Source organism: Bradyrhizobium sp. 35, assembly GCF_023073215.1.
GTDB lineage: Bacteria > Pseudomonadota > Alphaproteobacteria > Rhizobiales > Xanthobacteraceae > Bradyrhizobium > Bradyrhizobium canariense_D.
The window spans coordinates 57,987-72,533 of sequence record NZ_JADPJC010000058.1 but is presented as its reverse complement, the minus strand read 5'-3'; the positions used below and the strand labels follow the sequence as shown (position 1 = coordinate 72,533).

The 14,547-nt window shown below is 64.3% G+C and carries 15 protein-coding genes; 5 read left to right on the top strand and 10 right to left on the bottom strand.

Translation table 11 applies throughout. The annotated features are described in order from the left end of the window. The first annotated feature begins 12 nt into the window (after nt 1–12). Nucleotides 13–2,370 (top strand): TonB-dependent receptor, encoded by a 2,358-nt coding sequence (locus IVB36_RS13340; RefSeq protein ID WP_247372659.1) that lies wholly within the window; start codon nt 13–15, stop codon nt 2,368–2,370. A gap of 22 nt (nt 2,371–2,392) precedes the next feature. Here IVB36_RS13340 and IVB36_RS13335 read toward each other — a convergent pair whose 3' ends face one another. From IVB36_RS13335 to IVB36_RS13315, 5 genes are all read right to left on the bottom strand, one after another. After that, nucleotides 2,393–3,550: a hypothetical protein gene (locus tag IVB36_RS13335; protein ID WP_247391660.1), complete on the bottom strand. Its 1,158-nt coding sequence runs from the start codon at nt 3,548–3,550 to the stop codon at nt 2,393–2,395. A gap of 31 nt (nt 3,551–3,581) precedes the next feature. Continuing rightward, nucleotides 3,582–4,283: a methyltransferase domain-containing protein gene (locus IVB36_RS13330; RefSeq protein WP_247372653.1), complete on the bottom strand. Its 702-nt coding sequence runs from the start codon at nt 4,281–4,283 to the stop codon at nt 3,582–3,584. 37 nt (nt 4,284–4,320) lie between these two features. Next, nucleotides 4,321–4,836, bottom strand: coding sequence for an N-acetyltransferase (locus IVB36_RS13325; RefSeq protein WP_018454963.1), 516 nt, complete (start codon nt 4,834–4,836; stop codon nt 4,321–4,323). Between the two features lie 66 nt (nt 4,837–4,902). After that, nucleotides 4,903–5,850 carry a glycosyltransferase family 2 protein gene (locus tag IVB36_RS13320; RefSeq protein ID WP_247372650.1) on the bottom strand — a complete coding sequence of 316 codons (948 nt, stop codon included), beginning with the start codon at nt 5,848–5,850 and terminating at the stop codon, nt 4,903–4,905. 62 nt (nt 5,851–5,912) lie between these two features. Beyond that, on the bottom strand, nt 5,913–6,404 hold the full coding sequence (locus tag IVB36_RS13315) for an NUDIX domain-containing protein (protein ID WP_085352656.1): 492 nt from the start codon (nt 6,402–6,404) through the stop codon (nt 5,913–5,915). Nucleotides 6,405–6,484: 80 nt separating this feature from the next. Between IVB36_RS13315 and IVB36_RS13310 the strand changes: the two genes are divergently transcribed. Next, nucleotides 6,485–7,366: a metallophosphoesterase gene (locus tag IVB36_RS13310; protein ID WP_247372648.1), complete on the top strand. Its 882-nt coding sequence runs from the start codon at nt 6,485–6,487 to the stop codon at nt 7,364–7,366. Nucleotides 7,367–7,405: 39 nt separating this feature from the next. Here the strand turns inward: IVB36_RS13310 and IVB36_RS13305 are convergent, their stop codons facing one another. The 3 genes from IVB36_RS13305 to IVB36_RS13295 all read right to left on the bottom strand — a co-directional run bounded on the left by IVB36_RS13305 (nt 7,406) and on the right by IVB36_RS13295 (nt 10,028). Next, the gene (locus tag IVB36_RS13305) at nt 7,406–7,960 is read right to left on the bottom strand and encodes a hypothetical protein (RefSeq protein WP_018454967.1); all 555 of its coding nucleotides are present in this window, start codon (nt 7,958–7,960) and stop codon (nt 7,406–7,408) included. Nucleotides 7,961–8,159: 199 nt separating this feature from the next. Further along, entirely contained in the window at nt 8,160–8,366 is a 207-nt protein-coding gene (locus IVB36_RS13300; protein WP_007595122.1) for a hypothetical protein, read from the bottom strand. Between the two features lie 30 nt (nt 8,367–8,396). Beyond that, nucleotides 8,397–10,028 (bottom strand): isocitrate lyase, encoded by a 1,632-nt coding sequence (locus IVB36_RS13295; protein WP_247372646.1) that lies wholly within the window; start codon nt 10,026–10,028, stop codon nt 8,397–8,399. Nucleotides 10,029–10,249: 221 nt separating this feature from the next. Between IVB36_RS13295 and IVB36_RS13290 the strand changes: the two genes are divergently transcribed. Beyond that, nucleotides 10,250–11,695 (top strand): short-chain fatty acyl-CoA regulator family protein, encoded by a 1,446-nt coding sequence (locus IVB36_RS13290; protein WP_018454969.1) that lies wholly within the window; start codon nt 10,250–10,252, stop codon nt 11,693–11,695. Between the two features lie 138 nt (nt 11,696–11,833). On the opposite strand, the gene IVB36_RS13285 is transcribed toward IVB36_RS13290, so the two are convergent. After that, the gene (locus IVB36_RS13285; protein WP_007607017.1) at nt 11,834–12,127 is read right to left on the bottom strand and encodes an antibiotic biosynthesis monooxygenase; all 294 of its coding nucleotides are present in this window, start codon (nt 12,125–12,127) and stop codon (nt 11,834–11,836) included. A gap of 229 nt (nt 12,128–12,356) precedes the next feature. Between IVB36_RS13285 and IVB36_RS13280 the strand changes: the two genes are divergently transcribed. Beyond that, a complete protein-coding gene (locus IVB36_RS13280; RefSeq protein WP_018454970.1) occupies nt 12,357–13,163 on the top strand; it encodes a hypothetical protein in 807 nt (268 codons plus the stop codon). Nucleotides 13,164–13,327: 164 nt separating this feature from the next. Further along, complete coding sequence (locus IVB36_RS13275; protein ID WP_018454971.1) at nt 13,328–13,669, top strand: hypothetical protein; 342 nt, start codon at nt 13,328–13,330, stop codon at nt 13,667–13,669. A 194-nt stretch (nt 13,670–13,863) separates the two neighbouring features. Here the strand turns inward: IVB36_RS13275 and IVB36_RS13270 are convergent, their stop codons facing one another. Then, nucleotides 13,864–14,505 (bottom strand): tetratricopeptide repeat protein, encoded by a 642-nt coding sequence (locus IVB36_RS13270; protein ID WP_026232851.1) that lies wholly within the window; start codon nt 14,503–14,505, stop codon nt 13,864–13,866. Between the last annotated feature and the right edge of the window lie 42 nt (nt 14,506–14,547).

Sequence of the window (14,547 nt, the reverse complement as noted above, 5' to 3'; positions counted from 1 at the left end):
GGAATCAGGACCATGTCATTCAAATTGCGGCGCGCGCAGCGCCTTGGCGGAGCAAGCCTGCTCCTGCTCGGCGCCGCCACCTCGGCGCTGGCCGAGGATAAGTCATCGACCGAGATCCCCGCCGTCACCGTGACGGCTCCGAGCCCCATCGTGCGCAGGGCGGTGGTGCCGACCCGCAACCCCGGTCGTCCCACCCGAACCGCGCGGGCACGCAGCCACCAACGCGCTGCGGACGCCACGCCGGCAACCTCCACGCCGGCCGCACCTCAGCAGGGCGTGCTGCCCATCGTGACCAACCAGTTCGCGACGGTCACGGTGGTGCCGAACGAAGAGATCCGCCGCGAGGGCGGCGGCCAGCTCGGCGACCTCCTGTTCTCGAAACCCGGCATCACCGGATCGAGCTTCGCGCCCGGCGCCTCCAGCCGGCCGATCATCCGGGGACTTGACGTCAACCGCGTCGGCATCGTCGAGAACGGCACCAATGCCGGCGGCGCCTCCGATCTCGGCGAGGATCACTTCGTTCCAATTGATCCGCTCGCGACCAACCAGGTCGAGGTGGTACGCGGGCCGGCTGCGCTGCGCTATGGCTCGACCTCGATCGGCGGCGTCGTCAGCGCCACCAACAACCGGATTCCCGACGCGCTGCCGACCTGCGCTCCGTCGTTCCAGACCTACGGCATGCCGACGAAGGCACCGCTCGCAGCGGCCGCGACTTCGCCTTGCGTCACCGCCGAGACGCGCAGCGCGTTCAGTTCGGTTGACCGCGGCGTCGAAAGCGGCGTGCTGCTCGACACGGGCGGCGGCAATTTTGCCTTCCATGCCGACGTCTACGGGCGCAACACCACCGACTACAGCATCCCGAGCTACCCGTACCTCGCCGACCAGACCCGGCCCGTCGCCAACGGACGCCAGCCCAACTCGGCGACGCGCTCAGACGGCGCCTCGATCGGCGGCTCCTACTTTTTCCAGGGCGGCTATATCGGCGCGGCGATCACGCAGAACGACTCCCTGTACCACATCCCCGGCATCGACGGCGCCGACCACAACACGCGGATCGACGCCCATCAGACCAAGATCAACGTCAAGGGCGAGTACCATCCCGACGCTACGGCGATCGACGTCGTTCGCTTCTGGGCCGGCGCGACCGATTACCGGCACAACGAGATCGGGCTTGCCGATCCCGCCGATTCCAACACGGACGGCGTGCGGCAGACCTTCACCAACAAGGAGCAGGAGATCCGCACCGAGGTGCAGCTGATGCCGTTCAACGCGCGCTTCGCCGAGGTGACGACGGCGCTGGGCTTCCAGGTCGGCCATCAGGAATTGAGCGCGCCGAGCCCGGACAATCCGGGCACGCTGTTCAACGGCCTGTGGGACCCGAACAACAGCACGCGCGTTGCCGGTTACGCGTTCAACGAGTTCAAGTTCACGGACGCGACGCGGGCGCAGATCGCCGGCCGCATCGAGCATGTCGAGCTGCACGGGACGACGCCGGATTTTCCCGCGGACTTCCTGCCCGACGGCACGCCGCAGGCGGGCATCGGCCGTAATCCGTCCTTCACGCCGAAGAGCGGCAGCATCGGCCTGTTGCAGGACCTGCCAGGCGGCATGGTCGGCAGCATCACCGCGCAATATGTCGAGCGCGCGCCGAAGGCCGCCGAGCTGTTCTCGCGCGGCGCACATGATGCGACCGCGACCTTCGACATCGGCAACCCCAACCTCACCATCGAGACCGCGAAATCCGTGGAGGTCGGCCTGCGCAAGGCAACGGGGCCGTTCCGCTTCGAGGCGACGGTCTACTACACGCATTTCAACAACTTCATCTATCGCCGTCTCACCGGCGTGATGTGCGACGACGACTTTGCCTCGTGCGGCACGCCCGGCGCCGAGGTGAACCAGGCGGTCTATTCGCAGCGGGACGCGAACTTCCGCGGCGGCGAATTCCAATCGCAGCTCGACGTCGGTGCATTGCAGGGCGGCATCTGGGGCATCGAAAACCAGTTCGACGTGGTCCGGGCCACCTTCACCGACGGCACCAACGTGCCGCGCATTCCGCCGGTGAGACTGGGCGGCGGCGTGTTCTGGCGCGACGACAATTGGCTGATGCGCGTCAATCTGTTGCACGCCTTCGCTCACAACGACGTCGCGGTGATCGCGGAGACGCCGACGGCGGGCTACAATTTGCTGAAGGCCGAGGTCAGCTACAAGACCAAGCTCAACCCGAATGCATTCGGCGCGCGCGAGATGCTGCTCGGCCTCGTCGGCAACAATCTGTTGAACGAAAACATCCGCAACTCGGTGTCCTACACCAAGGACGAGGTGTTGATGCCCGGCATCGGGGTACGGGCGTTCGCGAACTTCAAGTTCTGAAAGCGCGATAGCTAGCCGGACTTCATCGTGCTGTGGCTGAGGCGGCCGCTTCGGGGGCCCCCTCTGATGCCTCCTGAAACAGCACGGCAAACAGCAGGGTCCACAATGTCAGGAGAGAAATAGGGATCGTGTAGTACGGCGTCGCGATCGGATAGGTGAAGAAGAAGGCGAGGTTGAGCGCCAGATTGGCGATCGTGAGCAGCGCGACGCGGCGAATGCCGTTCGCCTGCCGCAACAGCCAGATCGAGCCTGCGATTCCGATGACGATCAGCAAGGTCTGGAGCGGATCGGCCAGATAGTCCCGGACCACCGCGAACGAAAAATCCAGTGGCCTGACATCGGGATTGTTGCCGTAGGTCGATGCGAACGGACTGCCGGCGTTGACGGCGTAAGAGACGATGGTCGGGATCACGCCGGCCAGCAACGCGACGCCGAACACAAGCCCCTGCAAGAACCGGGACATCGTCCGCTTCGTAAGAAACGCGACGAGGAGAAAGAGACCATAGCCCGACGCCAGGAAAAGGTTGGCCAATCGAAAATCGACGGTCAATCCGAGCAGGAAACCGATTGGCGCCAGCAGCCAGATATTCGGTTGAGATCGCGGGCCCGCCAGCCATCGCGCCGTGAGACATCCTGCGAGCGCGCACACGACGACCGTCGGGGCCATCGAATAGCTCGCCTTGACCGGATTGACCATCAGGTAGATCGCAAGACAGCCGAACGTCCCGGCCATCAGGACCAACCTCATGCTGCGCGCGAGAGAAAGCGCAAACAGCGCAAAGCCCAGGACGACAATGGTCGCCAGCATGTACATGGGCGCGACCTGGTGCCCTGGCGGAAACAACGCCAACACGAGGCCGACGCCCGGCGGGTATTGAATGACGACCTTCCCCGTGGCCGGCATCAGATTGTGACATGGCGCCGCGGTCGTATCGTTCCAGTCGGGGTAGCCGATCTCCTTCAGCTTTGCTTTCTGATAGCCATCGTCGTCGCGGGTGAGGCTGGTGTCGAATCCCTCCACCAGCCCGAATCTCTGGAACAGATGCGCCTGCCGCAGGTAGCAGATGTCGTCATAGACGCCGCGCGCCTCGTTCCATCGCATCATGGTCCAGAAATGGCCGACCAGCACCGCGAGAAACAACACGACGAAGAAGGCTTTGCTGGTGTGGATCTTCTTCATCGGGATCATGCTGGGGCGGGAGGCGGCTGCTTCAGCGGAATGCGAGATAGAGATTGGACGATAGCAGGCCGAGCGACAAACCGGTGTAGCCCACGGCCGCGGACTTGGGGTTGGAGGACTTAGCACTCGCAGACTTGGCAACCAGCGCGGCGAGCCCCAGCAGCCGTTTTCGCGTCATCAGGATCAGATTCTGCTCGTCGGTCCATTCCGACTTGCCGGCGATCATGCAGGCGATCCTGAAGGTGCCGTCCAGATAGTGCGCCAGCGGGATGGCCGTGTGGTGCTCAACCGGAAAGAACCTGTTGGGCACCGTGATGAAGACCCGCCGCGCGACGCGGCCAAGCTCCTCGACCAGGAGCACCTGGTTTTCATGGCTGCCGGCATGCTCGAGCACGGCATTGGACGTCGCGACGTCGAACGCATTGTCGTCAAACGGCAGCCGTGTATTCGGTTCGATCTGCACGTAACGGCAAAGCGGAAAAGCCGCCTTGAACCGGATACCTTCGCCGAGCCCGCAAGCCGTGATCTTGTGCTGATGCGGGTAGCTTCGCTCGAGCACGTTGGCGCCGTCGTTGATCACGTCGGACACGCCGACATCCAGGATCTCGTCCGCCGAGGACGGCTGCATCTGGGCGATGAAATCCTGGTAGATGCGGTCGCGCGCCGCGATCAGCAGCTTTTCCGCCGTGCTCCCGGACGCCACTTCCCGGTAATATTGCTGATCGACCGGCACTGCCCTACCTTCATGTGAGCTTCGAAGCGAGGGCGCGTCAGGTTCGCGTCTTGCTCCAGTCGGGACCGACCGGCCCCGATACGCCTTCGAACGCGCCCTCGACCAACTCGATGACGAGGAGCCGGCTGTAATCGACCGGGCCCGGCATGGTGACGCGTCCCTTGGGGACTTGCTTGAAGCCGACGCGGCTGTAATAGGGTTCGTCGCCGACCAGCAGCACCAGGCGATGGCCCTGCGCCTTGGCATCCTTCAGCGCGCGCTCGAGCAGCAGCCGGCCGACGCCGCGGCTGCGGAACGGAGGCTCGACCGTCAGGGGCCCGAGCAGCAACGCCGGCGTGTCGCCGACGCAAATCGGCAATTGCCGGACGGATCCGACCAGCAACGTACCGACGCGGGCGGTGAAGGATAGATCGAGCACATGGTCCACGTGCTCGCGGATGCGGTACGCGCTGAGCACGAAGCGGCCCGGTCCGAAGGTGCGTTCGTGCAGCCGCTCGATCGCCTGAGCATCGCCGACAGCTTCCGACCGGATGGTGAGGGAAAGATCGTTCATCGCGTCGGCGGGATATCACCTTGGAGGGCAGCGGTCTATACGATTGCGCCCGGCCCCCGAGGCATTTCAGCTCCTCCCGAGCGGTGGTTGGGACAGGTAGGCGAGCATCTTCATTTCCCGCCGCCCGCGCGTCACGGTGTCGAGCACGAGCCCTGACGAAGCCGAAAGCAGCGCCATGATCATCAGGCCCATGGAGAGGACGGCGGTCGGCAGGCGCGGTACCAGGCCGGTTTCGAGGAAGGTGATCACCACGGGCAATCCGAAAGCGATCGACAGCAGCGCGAAGACGATGCCGATCGCCGAAAAGAAGCGCAGCGGCCGCTCCAACCGGTTGAGCTTCAGCATCGTGTTGAAGATGCGCAACCCATCCTGCCAGGTATTGAGCTTGGAGAAGGAGCCTTCCGGGCGCGCATAATAGGGCGTCTCCACCTCGGCGACCGGCAGCGACAATTCCAGCGCATAGACCGCGAACTCGGTCTCGATCTCGAAACCGCCGGACAGGACGGGAAAGGATTTGACGAAGCGGCGGGAGAACACGCGGTAACCGGACAAGATGTCCTTGAAGGCGTGACCGAAGGTCGATGCCAGGAAGCCAGTGAAGAGCTGGTTGCCGATGCGATGACCGCGCCGGTAGGCCGCTTGCGATTGATCGACACGCAGGCCGACAACCATATCCAGATGCTCGTCGAGGAGCTGGTCGATCATGCGCGACGCGCTCGGCGCGTCGTAGGTCGCATCGCCATCGACGAGCACGTAGATGTCGGCTTCGATGTCTGCGAACATGCGGCGAACGACGTGGCCTTTGCCCTGGCGCCGTTCGCTGCGCACGATCGCTCCCGCCTCGCGCGCGACCGCCGCGGTACGGTCGGTCGAATTGTTGTCGTACACGTAGACCTCGGCCGCAGGCAGGGCCTTGCGGAAATCGGCGACGACCGTCGCGACGGCGGCTTCCTCATTGTAGCAGGGCACCAGCACGGCGACCCGAAATGGCCATGACGTCGTCGATTCAGACAATCTTCATCCCTCGTCCATGCGCCGACACCGCAGGCGCGGCGATCTACTAGCACGGGCAGCCATCATCGCCACGTCGCAATCCGCGGCCTGTCGTGCAGGACTTCGGCGATCCGCAACCGCGTGCCCGGCGTGGTCCCCTCGGGCAGCGCAGTGACCGCGAAGAATCCGCACTCCGCGATCTCGCGGTTGGGCGCGGGCAGGCGATCCTGCTTGAACTGCCTGACGACGTAGACCGCGACATGGTCGCGGCGGGAGACGTGGCTGTTGAGGAAGATGCCGTGCAGCACGGCGTCGCCGGTGAGATCGATATCCCCCTCCTCCTTGAGCTCGCGGCGCATCGCGTGCTCCATGGTCTCGCCGAGATCGACGCCGCCGCCGGGCAGATACCAGCCCGTGACGTAGCTGTGCCTGACCAGGAACACCCTGGTGTCGGCATCCACCACCACGGCGCGGACGCCGAGCGTCATCCCGCGGACCAGCAGGAAATAGGCGTGGAAGATTCGCCGCAGCAGCGGCTCGAATTTCCGTCGGACGCTGTTCAGACGTTCCCCCATCGGGCTCCCTTGATGCCCCGCTTGCACCTAGCCTGCGACCTTGCCATTACAGCGGACGAATAGCGAGGCAATCGCCCCCCATGGCTCCCTTCACGCTCGCCCATCTGTCCGACCCGCATCTGCCGCCGCTGCCGAAGCCCCGGCTGATCGAGCTCGCCGGCAAGCGCGCGTTCGGCTATGTCAACTGGACGCGCAACCGTCACAAATACCAGCGCCGCGAGGTGCTCGACGCCCTTGTCGCCGACGTGAAGGCGCAAGGTCCCGACCACATCGCGGTCACAGGCGATCTCGTCAATCTGGCGCTGGAGGCGGAGTTCGCGCCGGCGCGCGCCTGGCTCGACGGCGTCGGTCCGCCCGACCGCGTCACCACGATTCCCGGCAATCACGACGCTTATGTCCGCGCTACCTTTCATCGCTTCGGCGAAACCTTCGCGCCCTATCTTGCGGGCGACGATGGCTGTATCGGCTTTCCGAGCCTGCGCCGGCGCGGGCCGCTCGCACTGATCAGCCTGTCCACGGCGGTGCCCACCTTGCCGTTGATGGCGACAGGCGCGCTCGGACGCGAACAGCTCGCGGCGCTCGAAGAGGTGCTCGAGCGGCTCGCAACCGAGGACGTCTTTCGCGTGCTGCTGGTGCATCATCCCCTGAAGTCCGGCGCGCGCCACAAGCGCATGACTGACTCCGCCGGGCTGCTGACGCTTTTGAAACGCCACGGCGTCGAGTTGATCCTGCATGGACACGACCACATTCATTCGACGATGTGGTTCGAGGGACCCAACGGCAATATTCCGGCCCTCGGCGTGCCGTCGGCCTCCGCGCTCGCGCACGGCCGCACCCCGGCTGCGGCCTACAATCTGTTCACGATCGAGAAGGACAACGCCGGCTGGCGTTGCGAGCAGACGGTGCGGAGCCTGGGGGTTGGACTTCAGATCGGACAGATCAAGCATGTGAGATTGATTTGAGGCCGCCCGTCATTGCTCGCAATGACGACGGCGAACGTCTCACCAGCTCCGCAGCGCCGCGAGCACGGCAACACCGAACAGCGCGGCGGCGCCGAGCACAAATCCGAACACGAACGGCCACACGCGCGAGCGGCGCCGCGGCGGCGCTAGCTCGGGCTTCGGCTCGGGCGGGACCACCATCGCATGCTCGCGTTCGATCATGCGGCGGGCGACATAATCAGTCACGGCCTCGACGATGACAGCGGTGTCGTGCGATTCGGCGAGCACGATGCGGCCGAAGCGGGTGTCCTGCACGAAGCGGTACATTCGCTTGTCACGCCCCATCAAGATATGCGCGACGACGTCGATCCAGAGCCTGGGCGTGTCGCCCTGGCTGATGCCACGGTCGAACAGGTCGATCTGATCGGGCACCTGCGCGAACAGGGGATCGAGCGAATCGTTGAGGATCTCGAGCCGCGCCACCTCGGCATCGCGCAAATCGACGACGACGCCGGTCCGGTCGGCGGCCTCGATCCGCGCGCGCAACAGCGCATCGCGCAGCCGCACCGGGCGCGGCTGGCTGGGATGGATCCCGCTGGTCTCGGGCTCTGACATTGGCGGCCTCGTCCTCACTTGGCGGGATTAACCTATCAGCAACCAAAGTGTCCGCAAAGGGCCTACAATTCCAGTGACTTACGACGCCCACAAATCTTTCACCTGTGCCAAAAACAGACGGTCCCACCCGGCTTGCGCCGGATGGGACCCTCCGTCCTTGGACGTCTTCTTATTCAGATTGGCATGCAAGTTCAGATTGTCACGCCGAGACCCGCGACGGCTCTTCCACGATCGAGAAGCGGACGCCCGCCTTGTGGCGGTTCTCTTCCGAGACCGAGCGCCAGGCGTCCTCGGCCTCCTTGCGGGTCTTGAACGGACCCTGCACCTGGGCCGAACCTTCCACGAGCTTGTGGAAGTTCATCGAACCGAACTCGCCGCCGATCACCCAGAAATTGCTGTTGGTCATTGTCAGTCTCCTGTCGATTAGCGTGATGCGTTAGCCGAACTGGTTCATCGTGTTGTGGGCACCGCCCGCCTTCAGGGCAGCCTCGCCGGCGAAGTATTCCTTGTGGTCGTCGCCGATGTCGGAGCCGGCCATGTTCTGATGCTTGGCGCAGGCGATACCCTGACGGATCTCGGCGCGCTGGACGTTCTTGACATAGCCGAGCATTCCCTGGTCGCCGAAATATTCCTTCGCCAGATTGTCCGTCGATAGCGCCGCCGTGTGATAGGTCGGCAACGTGATCAGGTGGTGGAAGATGCCGGCACGCTTGGCCGAATCCGCCTGGAAGGTACGGATGCGCTCGTCGGCTTCCTTCCCCAGCGGCGTATCGTCGTATTCCGGCTTCATCAGCTCGGCACGATTGTACTTGCTGACGTCCTTCCCGGCTTCCTTCATGGCGTCGTAGACCTGCCAACGGAAGTTGAGGGTCCAGTTGAACGAGGGCGAGTTGTTGTAGGCCAGCTTCGCGTTCGGAACCACCTTGCGGATCCGGTCGACCATCTTGGCGATCTGCTCGATATGCGGCTTCTCGGTTTCGATCCAGAGCAGGTCGGCGCCGTTCTGCAGCGAGGTGATGCAATCCAGCACACATCGGTCTTCGCCGGTGCCCGGGCGGAACTGATAGAGATTGGAGGGCAGGCGCTTCGGACGCATCATCTTGCCGTTGCGGTTGATGATGACGTCGCCGTTGCGGGCGTTCTCCGCGGTCACTTCCTCGCAATCCAGGAAGCTGTTGTACTGGTCGCCGAGGTCGCCGGGCTTGTGGCTGACCGCGATCTGCTGGGTCAGGCCGGCACCGAGCGAGTCGGTGCGGGTCACGACGATGCCGTCTTCGACGCCGAGTTCGAGGAAGGCGTGGCGGCAGGCCCGGATCTTGGCCAGGAACACCTCGTGCGGCACGGTGACCTTGCCGTCCTGGTGGCCGCACTGCTTTTCGTCCGAGACCTGGTTCTCGATCTGGAGCGCGCAGGCACCCGCCTCGATCATCTTCTTGGCGAGCAGATAGGTGGCCTCCGCATTGCCGAAGCCGGCGTCGATGTCGGCGATGACGGGCACGACATGGGTCTGGAAGTTATCGATCTTCTCGATCAGCTCCTTCTCTCTGGTCTTGTCCCCTTCCTTGCGGGCCTTATCGAGGTTGCGGAAGATATCGTTCAGCTCGCGCGAATCGGCCTGACGCAGGAAGGTGTAGAGCTCTTCGATCAGCGCCGGCACCGAGGTCTTCTCGTGCATCGACTGGTCCGGCAGCGGGCCGAACTCGGAGCGCAGCGCCGCGATCATCCAGCCGGACAGGTACAGATAGGTGCGATCGGTCTTGCCAAAGTGCTTCTTGACCGAGATCAGCTTCTGCTGGGCGATGAAGCCGTGCCAGCAGCCCAACGACTGCGTGTACTTGGTGGGGTCGCCGTCGTAGGCGGCCATGTCGGCCCGCATCAGCGCCGCGGTGTAGCGAGCGACGTCGAGGCCGGTCTTGAAGCGATTCTGCAGGCGCATGCGGGCGACGGCCTCGGCCGACACCCCGTTCCAGGTCGGCTGGGTCTCCAGGAGCGACCGGGCCGCCTCGACCTCACTCTGATACGAGGCAGGGGCCTGGAAGGTGCTGATGCCGCGGGGCTGGTACTTCATGTGCCTGATCCTTTCACGACGATGGCACCGCCATCGACATTATTGACAATGCATTGCGAGATGCGTGTCAGAAGCTAAACGCGAGAAAGCCTAGCTCGTATAGTAGTCTTGTATTTGAATGGTGATGTCATGTAACATAGGTGATTGTAATAAATGTCACTTTGTAAAACTTGTAAATAATATAGGTCAGCAAGACTGCCTTACGACTTTGGAGACCTAGAATGCCCGCCGGATCCGGTAAGAAGCTCTTCGTCGGCCCGCGCTTCCGGCGGATCCGGCAGCAATTGGGGCTGTCGCAGACTCAGATCGCCGAGGGGCTCGGGATCTCGCCGAGCTATGTCAACTTGATCGAGCGCAACCAGCGTCCGGTGACTGCGCAGATCCTGCTACGGCTGGCCGAAACCTACGACCTCGACCTGCGCGACCTCGCGACCGCCGACGAGGACCGCTTCTTCGCCGAACTCAACGAGATCTTCTCCGACCCGCTGTTCCGCCAGATCGACGTTCCCAAGCAGGAACTGCGCGATCTGGCCGAGCTTTGCCCCGGCGTCACCCATGCGCTGCAACGGCTCTATGCCGCCTATACCGAGGCCCGCCAGGGCGAGACGCTGGCCGCGGCGCAAATGGCCGACCGCGACGTCGGCACCCGCTATGAGGCCAATCCGGTCGAGCGCGTCCGCGAGCTGATCGAGGCCAACCGCAACTACTTTCCGGAACTCGAGCAGGCCGCGGAGACTCTGCGCGACGGACTGAACGTGCCGGCCGAAGAGCTTTATGCGGCACTGGCGGCACGGCTGCGCGAAAAGCATTCGATCCAGACCCGCATCATGCCGGTGGACGTGATGCGCGAGACGCTGAGGCGCTTCGACCGCCATCGGCGCCAGCTCCTGATCTCCGAACTGGTCGACCCGCCCGGCCGCGCGTTCCAGCTCGCCTTTCAGCTCGGCCTCGTTGAATGCGCGCAGCATCTGGAGACCATCATCGGCCGCGCCGGCGCGCTCGACGACACACCGCGCCGCCTATTCCGGATCACGCTCGGCAACTACTTTGCGGCCGCGGTGATGATGCCCTACCCGGCCTTCCTGGCCGCGGCAGAAGCGTTGAACTACGACATCCATCTGCTGGCGCAGCGCTTCAATTCCGGCTTCGAGCAGGTCTGCCATCGGCTCACCACCCTGCAGCGGCCGAACGCGCGCGGCATCCCGTTCTTCCTCTTGCGCGTCGACAATGCAGGCAATGTCTCGAAGCGATTTTCGTCGGGCACGTTCCCGTTCTCGAAATTCGGCGGCACGTGTCCGTTGTGGAACGTGCACTCGACCTTCGACACGCCTGACCGCCTGCTGAAGCAGGTGATCGAGCTGCCGGACGGTACGCGCTATTTCTCGATCGCGCAGATGGTGCGCCGCCCCGTCGCGCCGCACCCGCTGCCACAGCCGCGCTTCGCCATTGGCCTCGGCTGCGAGATCCGTCACGCCGCGCGCCTCGTCTACGCTGCCGGCATCGATCTGGAGAAAACGGAGGGCACGCCGATCGGCGTCAACTGCCGTCTCTGCGAGCGCGAAAACTGCGCCCAGCGCGCCGAGCCGCCGATCACGCGCACCCTGATCCTGGACGAGACGACGCGGCGGGTGTCGAGCTTTGCATTCTCGAATGCGAGGGAGCTGTAAAGCACACCGCTGTCATGCCCCGCGAAGGCGGGGCATCCAGTACGCCGCGGCCTATCGGTTCAATCCCTGCCGTCTCGGAGTACTGGACGCCCGGTCAAGCCGGGCGATGACAGTTGAATGTGCGGCTGCACCCAATCCCTACGCCAGCGTATGCACGATCACCGGCCCGGCGGCGGCGCGGGCGTCGCCTGCAAGCAGCGCGCCCAGATCCTTCTCGATCCAGGCGATCGCACGCCTGTTCGCCTCCTCCGCCTGCTCGAATTTGTCGAAGATCGAAATCGCCGTGACCGTGTCGTCACCGGCATAGACGACGTAATAGGCGCGGAAGCCGTCGACGTCGCTGATGATCGGAACGGCGCCTTCCTTGATACGGCGCGCCAGCTCTTCGGCGCTCCCGCTTTTTGCCTTGGCCTGACGGATGGCGGCATACATGGCATCCTCGCTTCCGGCTATCTGGTTTGAGGGCTTGGTGCCCGGACCGCATGCTACGCCGAAGCGCGCGGGCAATCCACGCTTGGTTAACTCGGCGCTAATTCAGTTCCGCGATCCGCAACGATCGATTAAGCACGCCTCAACATCGCTGCCTTAGTCTCGCCCCACTCACTTTTCGCAAACAACGGCGGCTTATTCTGCCGCGTGAAGTGACATCAGGGGGTTCATCATGCGCATTGCGTTGCTGCTGACCGCGACCATTGTCGGCGCGCTCTTTGCCAATCCATCCCATGCCGGACCGCTGGATCCGTCCTCCGGCGCAGCGCAGGCGTTACCGCCGGGCTTCCAGAGCTACCGCGGCTACATGTTCGACCTGTCGGAGAATTCCGACCGCAAGGATGTCGACAAGCTCACCGACAATGTGAAGAGCCAGATCGACGTGGTCGAGGCTGCCGGCCTCTCGCCGCGCGTGCTGCGCTTCTTCCGCACCGTCCCGATCATCGCCAGCGAGCTGGCCTGCCTCGACGAAGGCGCCGCGACCGCGTGCTACGGCCGGGTCACGCCTGACATCCAGCGCACCGCTCCCCGCACGCTGACGGTCTGGGACCCCAACAAGCAGCGCTGGAGCAATCCGAACGCCGTCGACCTCGCGGTCGATTCCGGCCTCGGCGTGATCATGCTGCGGCCGGATATGATGCGTTACGAAAAGGAAGCGGTGCTGCTGCACGAGCTCCTGCACGCCTACCATGCGCGGCTGTTGCCGGACGGCTACGCCAACAAAGGCGTGATCGGCTATTACGCCTACGCCAAGTCCAAGGATCTCCTGCCCAAGGAATCCTATGCGCTGAAGAATCACATGGAATTCTTTGCGGTGACCGCCAGCATCTTCCTGGCCGGGAAGAGCGAATTCCACGACCCGAAGTCGCGCGAGGCGCTCAAGGAGAAGTTGCCGGACTATTACAAGTATCTGGTGGGGGTGTTCGGCTTCGACCCCGATCCGGCAGCTGCGAGCGGCCCGGTCGCCTCGCTGAAGTAAGACAGACAGCGCAAAACCAAGGCAGAGAGCCGCGCGCACAGCGCGGCTTTTTTGTTTTGGTCACCGGAAGCTGCGGATGACGCGCGGCCGGGAATTGCCAAGGTGGGGCCCGATCTGCATAGTCCCGCCCGCATCGATACCGTTTTCGAAGAGGATAGAACAACATGGCGGACGCCGACCTGGATGTCGTGATCCGGCAACTGGCCAGACAGCTGCATACGGGCCTGATGACCCGCGCCAAGGAGCGCCGGGATCGATTCAACGGCCTTGCGGCCAAGGCCAAGGGCAAGGAGACCGGCGACCGCTTCAAGATGATGGCCAAGGCCACCATGGAGCAGGCCGTTGCCGCCGCCAAGCGCCTGCAGATGTCCGCCGACAACGTCGCCGACAGCTACGCGCGGTCGATGCGGATCGCCGCCAGCACACCGGTCGCGGTGAAGGTGGAGAAGAAGGCGCCCAAGGAAAAGCCGGTGAAGAAGGCGAAGAAGGCCAAAACCAAGAAGTAGGAGCGCACTTTCTTCCTTCTCCCCTTGTGGGAGAAGGTGGCGTGAAGCGCCGGACGAGGGGTGGTTTCCGCGAATTCAACTGCAGCAGACTCACGCGCGGAGAGATACCCCTCACCCGTCTCGCCGCTTCGCGGCGAGCCACCCTCTCCCACAAGGGGAGAGGGTTGCAGCGGCGCACGCAGCTCTAGATATCTCTACCGCCCTGGCGCGGCGAGCCGGGTCGGCTCGGCGCTCGCGAGTTCAGCGAGTTTTGCGCGTGCCGCGTCGCGGGTGCGGGCATCCTTGCCGGCGGGCAGCGCCAGCGCGGCTTCGAAATCGGCGCGCGCTTCATTCGCCTGGCCACGCGCCAGGAAGGCGAGGCCGCGATCGAGCCGAGGCTGCGCATCGGAGGGGTCGAGGCGGACCGCGGTGTTGTAGCTCAGGATCGCGCGATCGAGATCGCCGGCGGCCGCGAGCGCGAGACCGCGCTGGTGATAGGGCGCGGCGTGCCTGGGATCATGCGCGATCGCCTCGTCGTAATCCTCGATGGCAAGTTCGAGGTCGCCGTTCTGCCGGCGCGCCAGCGCCCGATCGCGATAGAGCGAGGCACGGTTGGGATTGAGATGGATGGCCTCGTCGAAATCCGCGATCGCCCGCCGCCAGTCGCCGTGGCGCAACGCGATCCGTCCGCGCCCCTCATAGGCGAACGCGATCAGCGAGCCGCGCAGCGGCGAGAAGCCGATCACCGCCGAACAGATGTCGGGCTCGTCCTCGTCTCCGCAATTGACGACGGTGTGCGTGGACAGGCCAATCAGCACGCCCACGACGATCAACAATGGTACTGCAGCTTTGGTCATCTTCGACGGTGGCAGGCAGAGGGCCGGCCACGCATCCCCTTT

Coding starts and splice junctions, on each gene's coding strand:
- IVB36_RS13340 (WP_247372659.1), top strand. CDS start 13: ATGTCATTCAAATTGCGGCGCGCGCAGCGCCTTGGCGGAGCAAGCCTG.
- IVB36_RS13335 (WP_247391660.1), bottom strand. CDS start 3,550: ATGAAGAAGATCCACACCAGCAAAGCCTTCTTCGTCGTGTTGTTTCTC.
- IVB36_RS13325 (WP_018454963.1), bottom strand. CDS start 4,836: ATGAACGATCTTTCCCTCACCATCCGGTCGGAAGCTGTCGGCGATGCT.
- IVB36_RS13315 (WP_085352656.1), bottom strand. CDS start 6,404: ATGGGGGAACGTCTGAACAGCGTCCGACGGAAATTCGAGCCGCTGCTG.
- IVB36_RS13310 (WP_247372648.1), top strand. CDS start 6,485: ATGGCTCCCTTCACGCTCGCCCATCTGTCCGACCCGCATCTGCCGCCG.
- IVB36_RS13305 (WP_018454967.1), bottom strand. CDS start 7,960: ATGTCAGAGCCCGAGACCAGCGGGATCCATCCCAGCCAGCCGCGCCCG.
- IVB36_RS13300 (WP_007595122.1), bottom strand. CDS start 8,366: ATGACCAACAGCAATTTCTGGGTGATCGGCGGCGAGTTCGGTTCGATG.
- IVB36_RS13295 (WP_247372646.1), bottom strand. CDS start 10,028: ATGAAGTACCAGCCCCGCGGCATCAGCACCTTCCAGGCCCCTGCCTCG.
- IVB36_RS13290 (WP_018454969.1), top strand. CDS start 10,250: ATGCCCGCCGGATCCGGTAAGAAGCTCTTCGTCGGCCCGCGCTTCCGG.
- IVB36_RS13285 (WP_007607017.1), bottom strand. CDS start 12,127: ATGTATGCCGCCATCCGTCAGGCCAAGGCAAAAAGCGGGAGCGCCGAA.
- IVB36_RS13280 (WP_018454970.1), top strand. CDS start 12,357: ATGCGCATTGCGTTGCTGCTGACCGCGACCATTGTCGGCGCGCTCTTT.
- IVB36_RS13275 (WP_018454971.1), top strand. CDS start 13,328: ATGGCGGACGCCGACCTGGATGTCGTGATCCGGCAACTGGCCAGACAG.
- IVB36_RS13270 (WP_026232851.1), bottom strand. CDS start 14,505: ATGACCAAAGCTGCAGTACCATTGTTGATCGTCGTGGGCGTGCTGATT.